17 protein-coding genes are annotated in these 20,344 nt (G+C 38.5%); 11 read left to right on the top strand and 6 right to left on the bottom strand.

Going from position 1 to position 20,344, the window contains the following annotated elements; all coding sequences use genetic code 11:
• Positions 1-107 precede the first annotated feature (107 nt).
• The 11 genes from AC27IF_RS14580 to AC27IF_RS14530 all read left to right on the top strand — a co-directional run bounded on the left by AC27IF_RS14580 (position 108) and on the right by AC27IF_RS14530 (position 13,109).
• Complete coding sequence (locus tag AC27IF_RS14580) at positions 108-1,646, top strand: arylsulfatase (RefSeq protein WP_487055069.1); 1,539 nt, start codon at positions 108-110, stop codon at positions 1,644-1,646.
• A gap of 203 nt (positions 1,647-1,849) precedes the next feature.
• Complete coding sequence (locus tag AC27IF_RS14575; RefSeq protein WP_487055068.1) at positions 1,850-3,355, top strand: arylsulfatase; 1,506 nt, start codon at positions 1,850-1,852, stop codon at positions 3,353-3,355.
• A 236-nt stretch (positions 3,356-3,591) separates the two neighbouring features.
• The gene (locus tag AC27IF_RS14570) at positions 3,592-4,293 is read left to right on the top strand and encodes a formylglycine-generating enzyme family protein (protein ID WP_487055067.1); all 702 of its coding nucleotides are present in this window, start codon (positions 3,592-3,594) and stop codon (positions 4,291-4,293) included.
• Positions 4,294-4,347: 54 nt separating this feature from the next.
• Positions 4,348-6,588 carry a multiheme c-type cytochrome gene (locus AC27IF_RS14565; protein WP_487055066.1) on the top strand — a complete coding sequence of 747 codons (2,241 nt, stop codon included), beginning with the start codon at positions 4,348-4,350 and terminating at the stop codon, positions 6,586-6,588.
• Between the two features lie 24 nt (positions 6,589-6,612).
• On the top strand, positions 6,613-7,578 hold the full coding sequence (locus AC27IF_RS14560; RefSeq protein WP_487055065.1) for an AAA family ATPase: 966 nt from the start codon (positions 6,613-6,615) through the stop codon (positions 7,576-7,578).
• 11 nt (positions 7,579-7,589) lie between these two features.
• Positions 7,590-8,522: a DUF58 domain-containing protein gene (locus AC27IF_RS14555; RefSeq protein ID WP_487055064.1), complete on the top strand. Its 933-nt coding sequence runs from the start codon at positions 7,590-7,592 to the stop codon at positions 8,520-8,522.
• Position 8,523: 1 nt separating this feature from the next.
• Complete coding sequence (locus AC27IF_RS14550; RefSeq protein ID WP_487055063.1) at positions 8,524-9,063, top strand: DUF4381 domain-containing protein; 540 nt, start codon at positions 8,524-8,526, stop codon at positions 9,061-9,063.
• Positions 9,050-10,120, top strand: a complete 1,071-nt coding sequence (locus AC27IF_RS14545; protein ID WP_487055062.1) for a vWA domain-containing protein — start codon at positions 9,050-9,052, stop codon at positions 10,118-10,120. Before AC27IF_RS14550 ends, AC27IF_RS14545 begins: the two co-directional genes overlap by 14 nt.
• Positions 10,113-11,105, top strand: a complete 993-nt coding sequence (locus tag AC27IF_RS14540) for a VWA domain-containing protein (RefSeq protein WP_487055061.1) — start codon at positions 10,113-10,115, stop codon at positions 11,103-11,105. Before AC27IF_RS14545 ends, AC27IF_RS14540 begins: the two co-directional genes overlap by 8 nt.
• Complete coding sequence (locus tag AC27IF_RS14535; protein ID WP_487055060.1) at positions 11,099-11,782, top strand: tetratricopeptide repeat protein; 684 nt, start codon at positions 11,099-11,101, stop codon at positions 11,780-11,782. Before AC27IF_RS14540 ends, AC27IF_RS14535 begins: the two co-directional genes overlap by 7 nt.
• Entirely contained in the window at positions 11,772-13,109 is a 1,338-nt protein-coding gene (locus AC27IF_RS14530) for a hypothetical protein (protein ID WP_487055059.1), read from the top strand. The genes AC27IF_RS14535 and AC27IF_RS14530 overlap by 11 nt, the downstream gene beginning before the upstream one ends.
• Positions 13,110-13,206: 97 nt before the next feature.
• On the opposite strand, the gene AC27IF_RS14525 is transcribed toward AC27IF_RS14530, so the two are convergent.
• The 6 genes from AC27IF_RS14525 to dld form a co-directional block, all read right to left on the bottom strand.
• Positions 13,207-13,500, bottom strand: a complete 294-nt coding sequence (locus tag AC27IF_RS14525) for an integration host factor subunit alpha (protein WP_487055058.1) — start codon at positions 13,498-13,500, stop codon at positions 13,207-13,209.
• Between the two features lie 3 nt (positions 13,501-13,503).
• Positions 13,504-15,930 carry a phenylalanine--tRNA ligase subunit beta gene (pheT, locus tag AC27IF_RS14520; RefSeq protein ID WP_487055057.1) on the bottom strand — a complete coding sequence of 809 codons (2,427 nt, stop codon included), beginning with the start codon at positions 15,928-15,930 and terminating at the stop codon, positions 13,504-13,506.
• A 12-nt stretch (positions 15,931-15,942) separates the two neighbouring features.
• Positions 15,943-16,938, bottom strand: a complete 996-nt coding sequence (pheS, locus tag AC27IF_RS14515; RefSeq protein ID WP_487055056.1) for a phenylalanine--tRNA ligase subunit alpha — start codon at positions 16,936-16,938, stop codon at positions 15,943-15,945.
• Between the two features lie 139 nt (positions 16,939-17,077).
• Complete coding sequence (locus AC27IF_RS14510) at positions 17,078-17,344, bottom strand: hypothetical protein (protein ID WP_487055055.1); 267 nt, start codon at positions 17,342-17,344, stop codon at positions 17,078-17,080.
• Positions 17,345-17,355: 11 nt separating this feature from the next.
• Complete coding sequence (locus AC27IF_RS14505) at positions 17,356-18,501, bottom strand: porin (protein ID WP_487055054.1); 1,146 nt, start codon at positions 18,499-18,501, stop codon at positions 17,356-17,358.
• Between the two features lie 18 nt (positions 18,502-18,519).
• Complete coding sequence (gene dld / locus AC27IF_RS14500) at positions 18,520-20,220, bottom strand: D-lactate dehydrogenase (RefSeq protein ID WP_487055053.1); 1,701 nt, start codon at positions 20,218-20,220, stop codon at positions 18,520-18,522.
• Positions 20,221-20,344 lie beyond the last annotated feature (124 nt).

The raw sequence follows: 20,344 nt of genomic DNA, 5'->3' as shown, positions 1-20,344 counted from the left end.
TTATAACATTAGCCATACAACTTATTTACATTTATGTTGAAAAATCAAATGAAGTCAATAGAATTGACAGGTTGTTAGATTAACTTCAGGTAAAAAAGGAGTAAACCATGGAAATGAAAAACAAGATTAAAATGTTACTCGCTGGCGTAAGCATTATTGCTTCTGCAACTGTTAGTGCCGCAGAAAAACCCAATATCTTAATATTTTGGGGCGATGATATTGGCCGTACAAATATCAGTGCTTATAGTCATGGCATTATGGGTTATCAAACCCCTAATATTGACCGAATTGCTAAAGAAGGCATGTTGTTTACCGATTATTATGCCGATCAAAGCTGTACTGCTGGCCGCTCGACTTTTATCACAGGTCAATCAGGCTTAAGAACCGGTATGACAAAAGTAGGTTTACCTGGCGCTAAGGAAGGTTTACAAGACAGAGATATCACCATCGCTGAAATGTTGAAAACCAAAGGCTATGCCACCGGACAATTTGGTAAAAATCATCTAGGTGATCGCGATGAACATTTACCTACCAATCATGGTTTTGATGAATTTTTTGGAAACCTTTACCATTTAAATGCCGAAGAAGAGCCTGAAGATCCCGATTACCCTAAAGATCCGGAGTTTAAGAAAAAATTTGGCCCTCGAGGTGTATTACACTCCTTTGCTGATGGAAAAATTAAAGACACCGGCCCACTAACACGTAAACGTATGGAAACCACAGATAAAGAGTTTGTTGCTGCGGCGATGAAGTTTGTGGATAAAGCGGTTCAAAAGAAACAACCTTTTTTCGTGTGGATGAATACTACAGGCATGCACTTTAGAACGCATATTAGCCCAGAAAATGTTGGTAAATCAGGTCAAGGTGTCTATAACGATGTCATGGTTGCCCACGATGAGTTATTCGGTAAAATGCTAGATCAGCTTGATGACTTAAAAATTGCCGATAATACTATTGTTTTCTACTCTACCGATAATGGCGTACATTTTAACTCTTGGCCTGATGCAGGTATAACGCCATTTAGAAGTGAAAAAAACACTACTTATGAAGGTGCCTATCGAGTTCCTGCCCTAGTACGCTGGCCAGGTAAGATTAAAGCAGGTACAGTTTCTAATGAGATGATGGCTCATCTTGATTGGATGCCGACTTTAGCTGCTGCCACAGGAGATACAAAGCTTAAGAATGATATGCTAAATGGCAAACGTCGCTTTGGTAAAAAGCAGCCTAAAATACATTTAGATGGTTATAACATGTTGCCTTATTTAACAGGTAAAACAAAAGAAAGCCCTCGCCAAATATTTCACTATTTAAGTGATGAAGGCCAACCTGTTGCTATTCGGATCGGTGACTGGAAGACTATGTATGCTGAAAATACCGCTAAAACCATGAAGTTATGGGGCGAGCCAATGCGTTGGTTACGTTTACCTAAGTTATTTCATTTACGTCGCGACCCATGGGGCCGCGCTGAATTAAATTCTAATACCTATTGGGATTGGTATTTGGATAAAGTACCTCACGTTTATCGCGGTTTAGACGAAACAGGGCAATTCTTACAAACTTTTTCTGAATACCCTCCTAGTCAAAGAGCTGGCACTTGGTCCATCGTGGGTGCTTATGATCAATTAATGGAAAAACTCCCTAAATAATTAATCAAAAGATACTTTACATAGTAAAGCCTAAACTATTTTAGTTTAGGCTTTTTCATTTTTAAACAATCATTTCCACACCGCTACATGGTATCTTTTCTGGTAAACAAAGCAATAAAACACTTGCATTTACATACAACTAACTTAAGATTAAAAAGTTTTATTTACATCGATTTTTGGTATAAAAACAAAGGGATTCAAGCATGTTAATGAAAAATAAGTTTAAAGCGCTACTAGGAATAAGCTTAATTGCTGCCTCTAGCTCAGTGCTAGCAACAACCGATACATCAAAGCCGAACATTCTCGCAATATGGGGGGATGATATTGGACCATTTAACATCAGCGCCTATAACCGTGGCATCATGGGTTATAAAACCCCTAATATAGATCGTATCGCTAACGAAGGTATTTTATTTACAGATTCATATGGCGATCAAAGTTGTACCGCTGGCCGTGCAGGATTTATTACTGGTCAACATCCAATGCGTACCGGACTAACTAAAGTCGGCTTACCCGGCGCTAAAGAGGGAATTAGTACCAAAGATCCTTCTATCGCCACGTTATTAAAGCCCCATGGCTATATGACAGGACAGTTTGGTAAAAACCACTTAGGTGACCAAGATGAGCATTTACCAACTAATCATGGCTTTGACGAATTTTTCGGCAATTTATACCACCTAAATGCTGAAGATGAACCTGAGCACCCTAATTACCCAAAGGATCCAGCATTTAAAAAACGTTTTGGACCTCGTGGCGCTATTCATTCATTCGCTGACGGAAAAATTACCGATACAGGGCCCGTCACTAAAAAGCGTATGGAAACTATTGATGAAGAGTTTTTAGGTGCTGCTTTGAAATTCATTGATAAAGCGCATGCGGCTAAAAAGCCTTTCTTTGTTTGGTTTAACTCAACCCGTATGCACGTTTGGACTCGTTTAAAGCCAGAAGCTGATGGCGTTACTGGTCAAGGTCTATATGCAGATGGTATGGCAGAACATGATGGTCATGTTGGCCAGTTACTAGATAAAATTGATAAATTAGGTATCGCTGAAAATACCATAGTCATGTATACCACTGATAATGGAGCAGAACTAGCGTTATGGCCAGACGGTGGCTATACACCATTTAGAGGTGAGAAGAACACCAACTGGGAAGGCGGATATCGTGTTCCTATGATGGTTAAATGGCCAGGAAAAATAAAGCCTAACCAAGTCTCGAATGAAATGATTGCCATGATGGATTGGATGCCTACACTTTTAGCTGTTGCAGGTGATACAACAATCAAAAATAAGCTGAAAAAAGGTACCAGTGTTGGTGGTAATAAATATAAAGTACACTTAGATGGCTATAACTTTTTACCACACTTTTTAGATACCTCTAAAAAAGGTCCTCGTGAAGAGTTTATTTATTCTTCTGATACAGGCGATGTCGTAGGTTTGCGCTTTAATCAGTATAAATTTGTTTTTAAAGAGCAACGCGCTCATGGCTTAGAAGTTTGGCAAAATCCATGGACTACTTTACGCGCTCCTAAAATATTTAATTTAAGAATGGACCCTTATGAGAGAATGGACCATGAGTCTGAGGGTTACGGACAATGGTGGGCAGAGCATATGTTCTTAATGGCCCCTGCGATGATGAAAGTTGGAGAATTTAAAGCTACTTTTAAAGAATTTCCTCAACGTCAAAAACCAGGAAGCTTTGTGCCATAAAACAGCGTAATCGCCTATAAAGCCATCAAAATATTTGATGGCTTTTTACTCCTTATTTATCTCCCTTCTAAACTTTAAAAGAATCATTAATTGCAATGTCATTAACCTCTCTACTAAATACTAATCGACTTTATTTATTAATTAGTATTTTATTGCTGTGCACTTCCCTAATTGCTTCAAAAGCCTTCGCGTCACAGAAACCGCTTAAAAAAGCAGTACCCTCGTTATCAAAGGATATGTTGACACAACTATTAAATGACATGGTTTGGGTTGAAGCGGGTAGCTTTACTATGGGCTCTAATTCTCCAAAAAGTAGAAAAAGAGAGCGCCCTGCTCATCAAGTCACGCTTGATGGTTTTTACATCAGTAAATATGAACTCACTCAAGATATATTCGAGCAAGTAATGGGCTGGAATTATAGCTACTTCCCTTGCCTAAGATGCCCGGTAAATAATATTAGCTGGCTTAATATCCAACTTTTTATTGAACGCCTCAATAAAGCAACAGGAAAAGATTTTCGCTTACCGACAGAGGCTGAATGGGAATATGCAGCTAAAGGTGGTAATCAATCAAAAAACTATCAGTTTAGTGGCTCAAATAATATAGCTGATGTTGCATGGTATGCCAGTAACTCAGTTCAGAAAAGTCACCCTGTAGGGCTAAAACACCCCAATGAATTAGGTCTTTATGATATGACAGGAAACCTTTGGGAGTTCTGCCAAGATACCATGAGCCGTTCGGCTTATCAGCGAAAAAACACTCATAACCCTTTGGTTGGCAGTTTTGAAGTAAAAGATAAGAAAAAAGCGATGCAGGTTCTTCGTGGCAGCGGTTATGAATTTTCTGCAGATGAATCTTTAGTGTTCATCCGTGATGGTGCAACCAATAATGTTCGCATGGCAGATATTGGCTTTAGATTAGTAATGAGTAAAAGTTAAATGGCTGTTAAGTTAAAATTGTTGTTCACATTGTTATTTTTTAATATTTTTTTTGTGAAAGTAGTTGTCGCTTACACGGCAAATTATGTTGGCGCCAAAGAGTGTCAGTCTTGTCACCAGCAAGAATATAAAGCATGGCAAGGCTCACACCATGAGCAATCAATGCAACATGCAACCAATAGTACTATGCTAGGTGATTTTAATGATATTACTCTAATATCAAATAACGATAAGAATCGTTTCTATAAAAAAGAACATGGCTCGGATACCGAGTTTTGGGTCAATATTAAGGGGCCTGACGGAAAGTTTCACGATTATCAAATAAAATATACTTTCGGTGTCACACCACTTCAGCAATACATGGTTGAATTTGAAGATGGTCGCGTTCAACTCATCCCCTTCGCTTGGGATTCTCGTACCAAGCAAGAAGGTGGGCAACATTGGTTTAACCTCTATCCTGATATGACAGAGGAACATCAGGAGTTTTTCTGGACAAACACCGGGCAAAATTGGAATTACATGTGCGCAGATTGCCACTCAACGAATGTCAGCAAAAATTTCGATAGCGATAACAACCGCTATAGCACCAGTTTTAGTGAAATAAATGTCGCATGTGAAAGCTGTCATGGCGCTGCAAGCGAGCATATAAAATGGACAAAAGATAAATCGATAGCAAATTATGGCTTTAATCGAGACTTAACCACTTCAGTAAACCATTGGCAGCCAAAACAAGGCAGTACCACGTTAACGGCTAATAAAATCAACCACAGCCAACAGGTGCTCACCTGTGCTCAATGCCACAGCCGCCGCTCACAAATTAGCAAAAACAATCATGTAGAAGGCAATGCGTTTGGAGAGCGATACTTACTCGATTTAATAACCAATGAGAATTATCATGCTGACGGGCAAGTGTACAATGAAGACTTTGTTTATGGCTCATTTTTACAGTCTAAAATGTATCAAAACGGTGTCGTGTGTAGTAATTGCCATGACCCTCACTCAGTAGAGTTGAAGATGCCAGTGGAAACACTTTGCTTACAGTGCCACCAAGCAGATACTTATGCTAAAAAGTCACATCACCAACACGAAAATAACTCTACTGGAGCTCAATGCGTCAATTGTCATATGCCGCAAACCACTTATATGGAAATTGATGCACGCCGAGACCATGGCTTTCACATCCCTCGTCCAGATTTAGCATTACAAATAGGCACTCCAGATACTTGTCTAAGTTGCCATGAAGATAAAAATAGTCAATGGAGCCTAGCTAAATTAAGCAGCTGGTTTCCTGATACCGAAAAAAGAGTCGCTCACAAGCAAGAGAAAGATTTTGCCAACGTTTTTTCAGCAACAAACTTATCACTATCTAATCAGCAATGGCAAAGTGTTGCCTCTGAGCTTTCACGCATAGCACAAACCATTAGTTATGCTCCAATAATTCGCGCCTCAGCGTTAACTAAAATGGCGGAAACATCCAACACAAATACCATCATAGCTATTGCCAGAGCGTTAAAAAACGAGAATGAATATATTCGCTTAGGCGCTGTACTTGCACTTCAAGGCCGCGGTGCGCAAAATTTACAAAGTGAAAAGTGGCGTTTGTTATCACCACTACTAACCGATGATGTACTTGGGATAAGAATTTCTGCGGCGTTTACGTTAGCAAGCTTATGGCAACAGTTAACCCCTGAGCAACAAGGTCAGTTAACGCCTGCTTTAAATGAGTACCTTGCAAGTCAAGAATACAATAATGATCGTGGTTTTTCTTATTCAAATAAAGGTATAGTGTATAGCTATCAAGGAAATTTTGAACAGGCGATAAAAGAATTTAAACAAGGGATGAAAATAGAAGCGAACTTTGCACAGGCTTACATTAATTTAAGCCAAGTATATCGCCAATTAGGACAAAGCCAAGAAAGTATCTCGGTATTATTACAAGGCCTTAAGGCCAGTCCTGATTACGCACAAATCCCTTTTGAACTAGCTATGGCCTATATAAGAGCAAAAGATAAAGGTGCCGCTGCAACATATTTGTCACTAGCCACTGAGCTAGCCCCTCAAAATAGTCATTATTTTTATGTGCTAGGTTTGAGTTTAGAGCAGCAAAACAAAACTAAAGCGTATAAAGCTTTATCTCAAGCATTTACGCTGAGTAATAACCCACAGCATTTATACGCTTTATGTGAAATGCAAGTACGACATCAAGCCTTTCAGGCCAAACAATGTTTAACAAAATTAGCGCAAGTAGCTCCGAATAATGTTATTGAACAATTAAGAGCACAACTTAAAAACTAAGCAAATAAATCAAAGGAAAGTACTATGAGCCAAAGTTTATCCGCACTGCAATTATTAAAGAGCCAAATACAGCAGTCTGTAATTGGACAGGAACATGTCGTAGATGCACTGCTTATTTCACTACTAACTAATGGTAACGTGCTGCTAGAAGGTTTACCCGGCACAGCTAAAACACGCTCGGTAAAAAGTTTAGCGAAGTCTCTCAGTGTTGATTTAGGTCGTGTGCAATTTACCCCTGACTTATTGCCATCTGATGTTACCGGCACTGAGGTTTATCAGGAGGTTAACGGTAAACCTACCCTCACCTTCCAACAAGGCCCAGTGTTTAATAACATATTATTAGCCGATGAAATTAACCGTTCACCTGCTAAAGTTCAAGCTGCTTTATTAGAAGCAATGGAAGAGCGACAAATTACTGTCGCAGGTAAAACCTATAAACTTCCCAAATTATTTATGGTGCTAGCTACTCAAAACCCCATTGAGCAAGAAGGGACTTATCCTTTACCAGAAGCACAAATGGATAGGTTCATTATGAAAATCACCGTTGATTATCCTGATGATGAAGCTGAAGCAAAAATTATAAATTTAGTTCGTAGTGAAGAAAAAAGTCAGTTGAGTTTTGAGCAAATCGATCCTGAGCATATCTTCACCGCTCGTGATGAAATTCACAATATTCACATGAGCGATGCCATGGTTAATTACATTGTCGCCATTGTTATGGCAACAAGAAAGCCAGAGCGTTACGCTGATTCACCTTTAAAACAATGGCTTTCAGTTGGCTCTAGTCCACGTGCTAGCATTTCCCTTGATAAATGCGCGCGAGCACAAGCTTGGTTAAATGGTAAAGATTTTTGTGATCCTGAAGACGTCAACGCTATTGTTCATAGTGTCTTACGCCACCGCTTAGTATTAAGTTACGATGCTATGGCTGATGGGATTACTGCCGATAATGTTATCGATGAAATATTACGACAGGTATCAATTGCTTAGGGATTAAGCACATGACTAAACAACAAGATGAACACTTAATTTATGCTGATATAAATGAGCTTAGACGTTTACAATTTAAAACGCGTGGCTTTTCATTTATGCCAAATCAGCCTGCAAACAGTTTACTTTCCGGTAAACATGTTTCTAAATTACGTGGTCGTGGCTTAAATTTTGAAGAGCTACGCCATTACCGCCCTGGTGATGATATTCGCTCTATGGACTGGAAAGTTACTCAGCGTACTGGCAAGCCACATATCAAGGTATATACCGAAGAAAAAGAGCGTAATGTTTATCTTGCTATAGATCAACGTATGACGATGTTTTTTGGCAGTAGTCATAAAATGAAATCAGTAATTGCGGCCGAACTTGCTGCTCTGATGGCTTGGAGGGTGGTGGAAACAGGCGATCGCGTTGGTGCGGTTATATACAATGATCATGAAGTAAAAGTTGTACCAGCTAAACGCGGACGTGGTCATGTTATTAATGTCTTAACTGAGGTGGTTAAAAAGAATCATCAATTGAATTTATCGAATAAGGTTGAGCACAATGACAGCGAATCCTTTAATAATATGCTCGATAAATTGCGTATGGTGGTGGGTCATAATGCCTTAGTCATCCTTATCGGCGATGGACACAATTGGAATGAGCAAAGTACAGATCATATAAAACAAATACGTCAACATAGTGAAGTCATTGCCTGTCACGTGTTCGATCCCCTCGAGTTAGATTTACCCAAAATGCCACAGATGGTTGTCAGTGATGGTGATAAACAAATTCAATTCTCATCGACAGATCAAAACATGCAAAAAAAATATCAGGCAGAAATCGCTCGCCAGCTAAAAGCGTATGATGACATGGCGAAAAAATATCGCATTCCTTTATTATCCATTGACACATTGCGACCTGTTGATAGTCAAGTAAGAAAAGCCTTTGGAGCTCGTTGACATGATATTTTCTATGCAGACTTCACCGATAACTCCCCCTTTTGAAAAGCCATGGGGAAATTACCTTTTAGAAAAAATAGTCGAGAATCAAGCTCCAGAAACTATTAGTTGGTTACCACAAACGTTAGGCTGGAAATTATTAGCTATTGCCTTATTAATTTTGGCAATACGAAAAGGCTATCGTGCTTATAAACATTACCAGCAAAATGCTTATCGACGTGAAGCGCTTGCATGGTTAAATCAATGTCAGCAAAGTAATGATGTAAAAGCCTATCAGCAATTACCCGCCTTATTAAGAAAAACAGCGCTTTGTGCTTTTAGCCGTACCGACATAAGTCAGCTAAGTGGTGATGAATGGGAGCACTGGCTTGATCAGCAATGCCAGCAAAGTAATTTTACCACTTCGTGCCCTAAGCTTTTACATCAACTCGCGTATATGCCTATAGACTCCTTATCTTTTAAAGCCGAGCACTACCAAGTATTAATAACACAAATGACCTTGTGGATTAATCATCATAGGAGTCAATATGATGAGCTTTAATTTCTTACACTTTGACTTTAGCACCATAGAGTTTGCTTACCCGCTATATTTCTTTTTACTACCTTTACCATTGCTTGTTATATGGTTGGTGCCTGTTTATAAACAAAAGAAATCTTCGGTGAAGGTGCCTTATTTTGCCCGTTTAGTGGATGTTACCGGTGAAAAGCCGCAAAGTGGTGCTGTACTGCTAAATAGAAACAACCTCCAACGTTTAATTACTTTAATCACATGGCTATGTATCGTCACCGCAATGGCAAAACCAGAGCATATAGGCGCACCCATCACTCAAAGTAAGTCTGCCAGAGATTTAATGATAGCCGTCGATTTATCAGGCTCTATGGCTGTTGAGGACTTTACCTTACAAAATGGGTTCAAGGTAGATAGATTAAGCGCCGTTAAGCAAGTGTTAGCAAATTTTGCAAAAGGAAGGGAGCATGACAGGCTGGGCTTAATCTTATTCGGTGATGCCCCATATTTGCAGGCTCCATTTACCAGTGATATTACCACTTGGTTGGCGTTACTTGAGGAAAGTGAAATAGGCATGGCAGGGCCAAGTACTGCGTTTGGTGATGCCATTGGCCTAGCGATTAGCGTATTTGAACAATCACAAACTAAAAACAGAGTCTTAATTGTATTAACAGATGGTAATGATACTGCCTCTAAAGTACCGCCTGTAGACGCTGCAAAAGTCGCTGCGGCTTATGATATTAAAATTTACTCTATTGCTATTGGCGACCCAACGGCTGTTGGTGAGGAAAAGGTAGATTTAGCCGTATTAGAAAAAATGAGTGAGCTAACTAAAGGGGCAAGCTTTCAAGCGCTAGATAGTGATGAATTAAAGCAGGTTTACAGCAAGATAAACGTCATGGAGCCTGAGTTATTTGATTCAGTATCATTTAGACCCAGAACCAGCATACACCACTACCCGATCATGCTCATCGTATTGATTTATATTATCTCTTTGTCGTTAGTTAACTTGCGTTTTTACTACCGAGGATATATCCAGCGTAAAACCATCAAAAGCAGATTAAATACGTTGGAGGCTGGCAATGAATGAATTAGAACAATTATTACACTTTAGCCAGTGGCAGCATTTTCATTTCATGAGACCATATTGGTTCATCACTTTTATTATTATGTTTTTGATTTTACATTTCTTTGGCAATAGAGATGATACTTTGTCTATGTGGCGAAAAGTCATGTCACCAAAGATTCTTAATACCTTGACAGTAAAGGGAAATACTAATCATTGGTTGTCACCACAGAAATTATCTTTGATCATTTCATTTCCTGTATGCCTTGTTTTGATGGGGCCTACTTGGCAGCAACAACCCTCCCCTTTTAGTGAAAATAATTCTGCGTTAGTTATCGCGTTAGATGTTTCCACCACCATGGAGCAAAGTGATATTCAACCAAGTCGATTACTCAGGGCGAAACAAAAAATATTACAGTTACTTCAGCTTAGGGGCGACACAAAAACCGCATTAATTGCCTATGCTGGCTCAGCTCATGTAGTAATGCCAATAACCAATGATCAGAAGATGATTCAACACTTTCTTGATAGCCTATCGAGTGAATTAATGCCTGTACAAGGTAAACTGGTTGAAAGTGTTTTACCGCTAACACAATCATTATTATCTACGTCTAATGTACCCGGTACATTGTTAGTGATTGGCGATGGTGCAAGTCAACAAAGTAGTGAACAATTTAGCCAGTATTTTAATAGTGAAGAAAAGCTTCAAGGGAACCAATTAATCGTATGGACGATTGGCAAGCCCCCAGAAGAGTTAGATAGCGAAAGCAATATTATTCCCATGCAACAATCTCAACTAGTTGCACTTGCTAATAGTGGTCATGGCCGTTTGGTCAACATGACGATAGAGGAAAGTGATGTTATAGAAATTAATCGCTATATTGAGCACAACTTAGTCATAGTAGATGATAAAAGCCGGCCTTGGCTTGATTCTGGCTACCCACTAACCTTTGTTATTGGTTTTATTTTTCTATTTTGGTTTAGAAGAGGCTGGACATTGCAATGGTAATAATCGCTAAAACAAAATATAAAGTATTGCTATCAAGCTTATTACTCATTAGCTTGATTAGCTATACCGCCATAAAACCTCATCAGTTTATTGACTTGTGGCTCACTAAAGATCAGCAAGGGCAAATACTCTTTAATTACGGGAAATATGAACAGGCCAGTAAAACCTTTACTAATATACACTGGCAAGCTTTTAGCGCCTATGGCAATGAAGATTACGATACCGCAGCTATACTTTATAGCCAATTTAACGATAGAGAAAACCTGTTAGCACAAGCTAATGCCTTAGCGCATGGGCGTAACTACCTTAAAGCCAGAGATTTATATCAAAGTATTCTAGATAAGCATCCTGATTATAAAGCAGCCCAAACGAATCTCGATCTAGTACAAGCCATTATTGATGAAGTAAACCGTATGTCTGAAGCCCAGGCACCTGAGCCAGGCGAGTCAATAAAAGAGCTAGGTGATGAACCGCAAACTGGTGATGGCGCTGAAAAACAAGAAGCACGAACACAAAAAAGAGAGCAACTAAGCTCAGAGCAATTATTACTTGATGACAATCTTAATGACATGTGGCTAAGGCAAGTACAAAAAGATCCTGCAAACTTCTTGTCGCAAAAGTTTTATTTTCAACAGCAAGCAAAGAAAAAACATAAAGGTAGCGCCGATGCACAATAACCTAACCATGAGTAATTTAGTCTCGAGTTATTATGCTAAGACTTTAGTTATCTATGCTTTAGTTACTTTAACGTTAACGACCTTAAGCTTGAAAAGTTATGCGTTAACATTAGAAGATTTAATAGCAAATAATCAGCTCACCATTGAAACTTCAATTAAACAAAATGAACAACAAATTGTCGGGCAACCATTAATCATCACTATTGAAATAGCCAGTCAACGTTGGTTTTCCAAAGGCACTAAAGTTAAAGCTTTTGAGTTAACAGACACTATAATTTTAGCAAACAGTGAAATTAGCATTAACGGTACTAAACGAGTGTCAGGTGAAACTTGGTCGACACAAACCAGAGAAATAACTATCTACCCTAGACGAGCGGGACACTTTGTTTTACCTGAAATTGAAGTAGGTATCTCTGTAAATACTGAGCACAATGGCATAGTAGAAGGAATAATTAATACCAAACAACAAGATTTTGTAGTTTCGCTACCAGAGGAATTAGTAGGGATAGATAACTTCATCGTTTCACCAAAAGTCGAGTTGAAGGTAACATCAGATTTTAATGACAAGCAAAACTATGCTCTGGGTGATGCTCTTAGTGTTGAAGTAGTGATAAGCTCTCAAAACTCACCCGCAATGATGATCCCGCCACTGACTCACCCCGACATCAAAGGTTTGAGTATTTACCAAAAAACGCCGCAAGTTTTTGATAAATCAAACAGAGGTGAATTAATTGGCACACGAATTGAGTCATTTACCTATATATTTGAACACAGTGGTGAATATCAAATTCCTGAACAATCCATTTACTGGTGGAATACTCAAACAAATGAATTAGAAACATTGGTAATAAACCAGCTGACATTAACGGCAGGAACAAATTCTCCAGCTATAAATAACACGAGTCAAACCGGTTTTTCGTTAAGTATTAACACGCTAAAATATGCGTTAGCCATCATAATATCATTAGGCTTTATAAGTCTTTTATACCGATATAGAAATCACTTAATAGCGTTTTACGCTAATATCACACATTTAGAGCGCCGAAAAGAAAAGAGTGCATTTATAAAGGCTATCTCTGCTGAGCAATATATTACTGCAGTTAATCATTTACATAAATACGCTTTAATTGTTGATGCCAAACCTGAACAATTACAATCGCCACTGGCAATCAAGTTAAGAAAGCTTGCTTTCGAACATAATTGCCAAGTATCCCCATTAAGTAAAGCTGATGCAAAGGAGCTATTAGCGACACTTAAGCCTGTAAAAGCTAAAGTTAAGAATACACTCGATTTTAACAATACAATTAAGATAAATAATGAAGTGTAATTGACCTTGTGAATTTTCTGCAATAAAAAACCACATTAACACTGGATTAATGTGGTTTATTTAAATAACAAAATTAGTAACTAATTAAGCTATTTTTCTAGTCGTTATTACCATCTTCAACACGGCTTTTCAATTTTTGACCGGGTCTAAAGGTTACAACCTTACGGGCAGAAATTGGAATATCTTCACCAGTTTTAGGATTACGACCAGGACGTTCGCTCTTTTGACGCAGGTCGAAGTTACCAAAACCTGAAAGCTTAACTTGCTCACCACTTTCTAAGGTTTCACGTATTTCTTCAAAAAAGATTTCAACCATATCTTTTGCGTCGCGCTTGCTCAGCCCAACTTTTTCAAATAAATGTTCTGCTACTTCTGCTTTGGTAAGCGCCATTGCTTAGTCCCTCAGTGATGCATTCAACTCTGTTTTTAAGGATTCAACGACTCGATCAATAACATCTGTGATGTCTTTTTCTTCAAGCGTTTTCTCAATATCTTGTAATACTAGGGCAATAGCAAGACTCTTATAGCCGTCTTTGATGCCTTGACCTTGGTATACATCAAACAAGTTTAGATCAATTAAATAATTTCCGCCAACCTTTTCAATAAGTTGTAACACTTTTTTTGCATCAACTTCTTCCTTTACTACTACCGCCAAGTCACGACGGTTAGCAGGAAAGCGAGATACAGCACTGGCTTCGGGTAATTTTTGTACTAATACTTCTGACAATAAAAGTTCAAAAACAAAAGTTTGACCATTTAAACCTAATTTTCTAGTTAATTCAGGATGTAAGGCTCCAACATAGCCAACTAAATTACCATTTTTAGTAATTTGAGCTGTTTGTCCTGGATGAAGCGCTGCAACCTCTGCTTTAGAAAAGTCATATTCATCACTATTAGCCGTTAGCGATAATAGTGCTTCAACATCACCTTTCATATCATAGAAATCAGTGGCTGCTTTATCCATTCCCCAATGCTCATCAACTCGATTACCACAAATAACACCGGCTATCATATTTTGTTGGCGAACACCGTTTTCAGCTGATTCTTCAGGTACAAAACGTAAACCAGTTTCAAATAAACGGATTCGACTTTGTTGACGATTTTGATTATACACAACCGATTGCAATAAGCCGGTCCATAAACTTAAACGCATTTCAGACATTTCAGAAGAAATTGGATGAGGTAATGTCATCACAGCTTGTTCAGGATGGATTATTGATTGCACTTTCGGGTCAACAAAGCTGTAAGTGATCGCTTCTTGATAATCACGATTCACTAAGGTTTGTTTTAACTTAGCCAAAGAAAGGTTAGCTTCTTTTTGCTCAACCATTTTCAACGTCGCTTTTGGCGAAATATTAGGAATATTGTTATAACCAAAAATACGTGCTACTTCTTCGATTAAATCCACTTCGATTTTAATATCAAAACGGTAAGCAGGAACAACAACCTGCCAAACTTTATCTTGATCAGTCCCCGTGTCTGACACGTCAAAACCAAGGCGAGTTAATATTTCTGATACTTGAGCATCTTCAATAACATGGCCAATACGAGAGTCTAATTTTTCACGACGTAAACTCACCGACTTAGTTTGAGGAATATTTTCCTCTGATTTAGCTTCCACAATTGGACCCGCTTGACCGCCAACTATGTCTAACAATAATTGTGTTGCACGTTCCATTGCATCATGTTGTAACGTTGGATCAATACCACGCTCATAACGATGTGATGCATCGGTATGTAGGCCGTACTGACGCGCTTTACCTAAAATCGCTAATGGTGCAAAGAAAGCACTCTCTAAGAAGATATCAGTTGATGCACTGGTAACGCCTGAATCTAGACCACCAAAAATACCGGCAATCGCTAAAGCTTTACTATCATCAGCGATAACCAAGGTTTTATCTTTAAGGGTGACTTCATTTTCATCAAGTAAAGTTAACTTTTCATCTTTGTTAGCAAAACGAACATTAACCTTGCCGTCTATTTTGGCTAAATCAAAGGCATGCATTGGGTGACCAAGCTCAAGTAATACGTAGTTAGTTACATCAACCACAGGGTCAATTGCACGTGTGCCACAACGACGTAGCTTTTCAACCATCCATAATGGTGTTTGCGCATTTGGGTTGATGTTTTTAATAACACGTCCTAAATAACGAGGACAGGCTTCACCTGCTTCAATATTAATTTCACGTACATCATCAATGCTGGGAGTAACGGCAGCTATTTCAACTTCGGTTACTGATTGAGAGTTAAGCACACCCACTTCGCGCGCTAGGCCTTTAATGCCTAAACAATCGCCACGGTTTGCCGTTAAATCAACGTCAATTGTTACGTCATTTAAATCTAAATACTCACGTACACAAGTACCAACAGGTGCATCCGATGCTAATTCCATGATGCCATCAGAGCTATCACTTAAGCCAATTTCAGACTCACTACAAAGCATGCCGAATGATGGCACGCCACGAAGCTTGGCTTTTTTAATTTTAAAATTACCTGGCAATACAGCGCCGACTGTTGCTACCGCAACTTTTAAACCTTTGCGGCAATTTTTAGCACCACATACGATGTCAACTAATTCACCTTCTTCACGCCCTTCACCAACACCAAAATCACCTAGGTTGATTTTAGTCACTTGTAATTTATCTGCATCGGGATGTGGTCCACATTCAACCACTTCGCCAATAATAACGCCAGTAAACTCACCAGCAACAGGGTCTACGCCGTCTACTTCTAATCCAGCCATAGTAATTTGATGCGCTAAGTCATCAGAAGAAAGTGCAGGATTTACCCACTCACGTAACCAAGATTCACTAAATTTCATTATGAGTATTTCCTACTTAAACTGTTTTAAGAAACGAAGATCGTTTTCAAAGAATGCACGTAAATCGTTGACGCCATAACGCAACATAGTTAAGCGTTCAACTCCCATACCGAAAGCAAAACCAGTATAGACTTCAGGGTCAATACCGACACTTTTAAGCACATTAGGGTGCACCATGCCACAACCTAATACCTCTAACCATTTACCATTTTTACCCATGATATCTACTTCAGCTGAAGGCTCAGTGAATGGGAAATATGAAGGGCGGAAACGAATTTCTACTTCTTCTTCAAAAAAGTGATGTAAGAAGTCATGTAAAATACCTTTAAGGTGAGTAAAGCTGACGTCTTTATCAACCATTAAACCTTCAACCTGATGGAACATAGGTGTATGAGTTTGGTCATAATCATTACGGTACACTTTGCCCGGAGAGATAATTCGAAGTGGTGGTTTTTCAACTTCCATGGTTCGAATTTGTACACCTGAGGTTTGAGTACGTAAGACTAATTTAGGATTAAAATAAAACGTATCATGATCTTGGCGTGCAGGATGATGCTCAGGGATATTCAAAGCATCGAAGTTATGATAATCATCTTCAACTTCAGGGCCTGCTTTTACTTCAAAGCCTAAGTCACCAAAGAAACTTTCGATACGAGCAATGGTACGAGAAACAGGATGTAAACCACCAACTTCAGTACCGCGACCAGCAAGCGTTACATCAATAGACTCTGCAGCCAGTTTTTCAGCAATTTCAGCAGCACGAAGTACTTCACCACGTTCAGTAAGTAACTTTTGGACTTTTTGCTTAGCAATATTAATGATTTGTCCCATTTTAGGTTTTTCTTCTTTGGGTAATTTACTTAAGCCTTTCATTTGCTCTGTAAATAAACCTTTTTTACCTAAAAAATTTACGCGTACTTGATCTAACGCATTAGGATCGCTGGCTTCACTGATAGCTGTTTCAGCTTGCGCAACTATGCCATCTATTGTGGTAGTGTCTAAACTCATGATTTCCTCTAAAACGGGACTAAAAACGCACTTTGTAGTCATACAAATATACGTTTAGTAAATAGACTTAAAAAATGCTGATGATTTTACACGAAAATCAATGATTATGTAGGGTAAATAATGCTTTTAAGGGGATTTTTTACTTTTTATCTGAGTGAGTTGTTGCTTTATGAGAAAGAGAGGCTTGTTCTGCTTCTCGTTTAACCAAAAGAAAGGTTAAATACATTTTGGTTGGTAAAGAGAAAACTAAGCCTAAAGCAATGCATGCTGCACTGATAATAATACCTGTAACGCCTAAAGATTCGATATAATCACTAAAGTTATGAAAATAAATGCCTAAACCGAGTAAGCACAAACCAAGGCCAATGGATATTTTTAACAAGGTGATTAATTTATCATCAGCCATGGCTCACGCTCTTAGAAAGTAAACATCATGCCAATACCTGTGGCATCCTCAGCAAGACTGGTGGTTGTTTCTGCTAAAGTAGAGTCATCAACTTTACTTTCAATGTACAAGTAAAAATCGTCATCCCAATGATATTTAGCACTTAATATAAAATATTCTTTATGGAAAGAGCCATCTGAGCCGATGTTAATTGAAGAACGATCTTCTAATGAGTTGTACCCTAAAATCAACGAAATATCATTGTCAAAGCGATAGGCTGAAAAAACTTCTATTCCTTTCGCTTTATTCATGAGTTGACCAACATCATTGATATCATGATTAGTCATGTCTGAATAAACCACAGCTACATGTAAACCGAGATCATTGTGAGAGCGATATGTTATTGATGCTGTAATCAACTCATCGTCAAAACTACGTGATGTCTCACCGTTAGCTCCCAAACTTAATTTCGCTTTGTTATAGGCTAGACCGAGCCCTATATCATAAGGTGTTTGGTACATTATCGACATACCATAAGCATTATTAAAGTTTAGTATGGCGGAAAAATCTTCACCATTTTCACCGCTTGTATATAACTCATCCTCAGACGCTAAATATTGCAATGCAAAACTTACATTTTGATACTTGATTCGGTATTGCATCGCTTGCTCTGCCCTACCTGAGCCAGAAAAACCGCCATCAGTACCAAAGTTATAAGTGCCAGAGGCTTCTGCACCAAATATTTCAAAAATATCAGTTAAGCCAGCTAAATCATAAGAGGTGCCCCACTGTTTACCCAGTGTGAAGCTACCATACTCATTATGAGATACACCGACATAACCTTGCCTTAACCAAGTAGTGTCAGACGTGGGGCCTGTGCTCGTTAAACCATTATGGTTAACTATAATCTTATCATCCGTGTTGGAGACTTGAACGCCCCACTCTAATTTAGCTAACGCCTGCCAGTCATTTTTAAGGTTATGAGACATATCAAACATATAACGGGAAAAGCCATCGCTAATTTCTTCTACTTCACCATTATTTAAATAATAAATCGATAAATTACCGTTTAAGCTTATCGATGTTTTTTCATTTTTAAACAACTCAGCACTATTTGCTATTGGCGCAAATGTGCTTAATGCTGCAAGAGCGGTGAATGTAAATGGATATAATCTCATAAAGTCCCTTATTATTTTTTAATGCCAGTGTTTACATTTAGAAGTTTTACCTATACCTGGGTTAAAACTGTTAGTTGGATCTAGCTCTTTATAAAAGGCTTTTAAGTCGTCTTTTGCAAAGTACTCATGACCAACGTTGTGCTCAGCAGGGTATTCTGCCCCTCTGGCATCGAATGTTGCTAAGATTTGATCTTTCACTTCTTTAGCACTAACACCCTTTTTCAAAATATAGTTCTGGTGCATAACATGACAGAATAAGTGACCATAATAAAGCTTAACTTCAATCAAATCATCTAACTCTGCAGGTAATGTTTCAAACCAATCTTTTTCATTACGAGGAAAGGCGACATCGATAGTCATGATAGCGCCAAGCTCTTTACTATTCATCAATTGTTGACGGCCAATAGCACCACCTGCTACAAAGCGATGTAAAATGGCTTTTTTACCTTCCTCTTCGGTACACTCAAAATAATTTCCTTCATTTGAAGCGAAAAATTCATCAAAATAGCTTTTGGCTTCATCCACACCTTCATTGCTCATTTCAATGATCCAATGATGTTCATATTTATCTCGATATTCTTCCATGCGTTTGGGTAAGTGATTCGGCCATAAATAGCTCATATATTGCATCATGCGGTCTGAAAATTTATTGGGCAAGAATTTTAAATTATCAGCAATACGATCCACTGTACGTTTAATTGAAAACATTTTAGGCATATATTTAGAGCCCAACTTATCAATTACTAAAAATGAATCTTTACCGAATTTCTTTGATGCATCGTAACAATCTCTATGTAAATACTCACCAGATACCGGCAACGATTTAAATTTAGACAATATATCACGGCGAATTTGAGCAAGGACAGCAGGATCATTAGTACCGACATAAAATACTTGTTGTTTCTCAGGGATTGCAAATGTATCCATCCGTACTGCAAATACGGCTAATTTACCTGCACAGCCTGAAGATTCATATAAACGACGACCATCATTGTTGTAACGCGATGGCGTATCTTCATCTATTTCTCTAACGCGTTCATGATACTCGTTATCTGAAGCTCGCTTTGAAGGGAAACCAACATCTTTATCTGAAAAGTTTTTCTGTTGTAAATTAGTTAAGATTTCTTCAGGGCTATCGCCTAAATCAATACCTAAATTATTAACGAGCGATAAATTACCTTCACTGTCAATTTGCGCATAAATTGAAAGCTCAGTGTAGGCAGGTCCACGTTGGACTAATGCGCCGCCAGAGTTATTACAAATACCACCGACGATAGAGGCGCCAATACAAGACGAGCCAATGACTGAATGTGGTTCTCGGCCGTAGGGTTTTAGTACGTCTTCTAAACCAAATAAGGTACTGCCTGCTAATCCAATGATTTGCTTGGCATCATCAATGAGATGAATACTATCAATACGCATAGTACTAATAATGACAATTGAGCGATCATAATCTTTACCGTTAGGTGTTGAACCTCCGGTTAATCCCGTATTAGCTGCTTGCATAATAACGGCAACATCTGCAGCCACACATGCTTTAAGGACTTGCCAGATTTCTACCAAGGTTGCAGGTCTAACAACGGCAATAGCGTCACCAGATCCAAATCTAAAGCCTTTGGTGTATGCTTGTTTTTTTGAATTTTCTGTCAGTGTGAAATTAGCACCAACGACTGATTTTAACTCTTGAATTAAAGAAAGTTGTTCTGAATTGCCTGTCATTTAGATTCTCAATTAAATTTTGCTTATGCAGTTACTTGAAATTACTTTCACTGATTATACCTTAATGCACCTATAGAGTGAATGCTGAGCAGCATTGATATCGATACACTTTATAGTTATTTAA

The sequence above is a fragment of the Colwellia sp. KS18-150 genome (assembly GCF_057551365.1).
The sequence above is the reverse complement of the archived record's forward strand: the minus strand, read 5'-3'. Positions and strand labels throughout refer to the sequence as shown.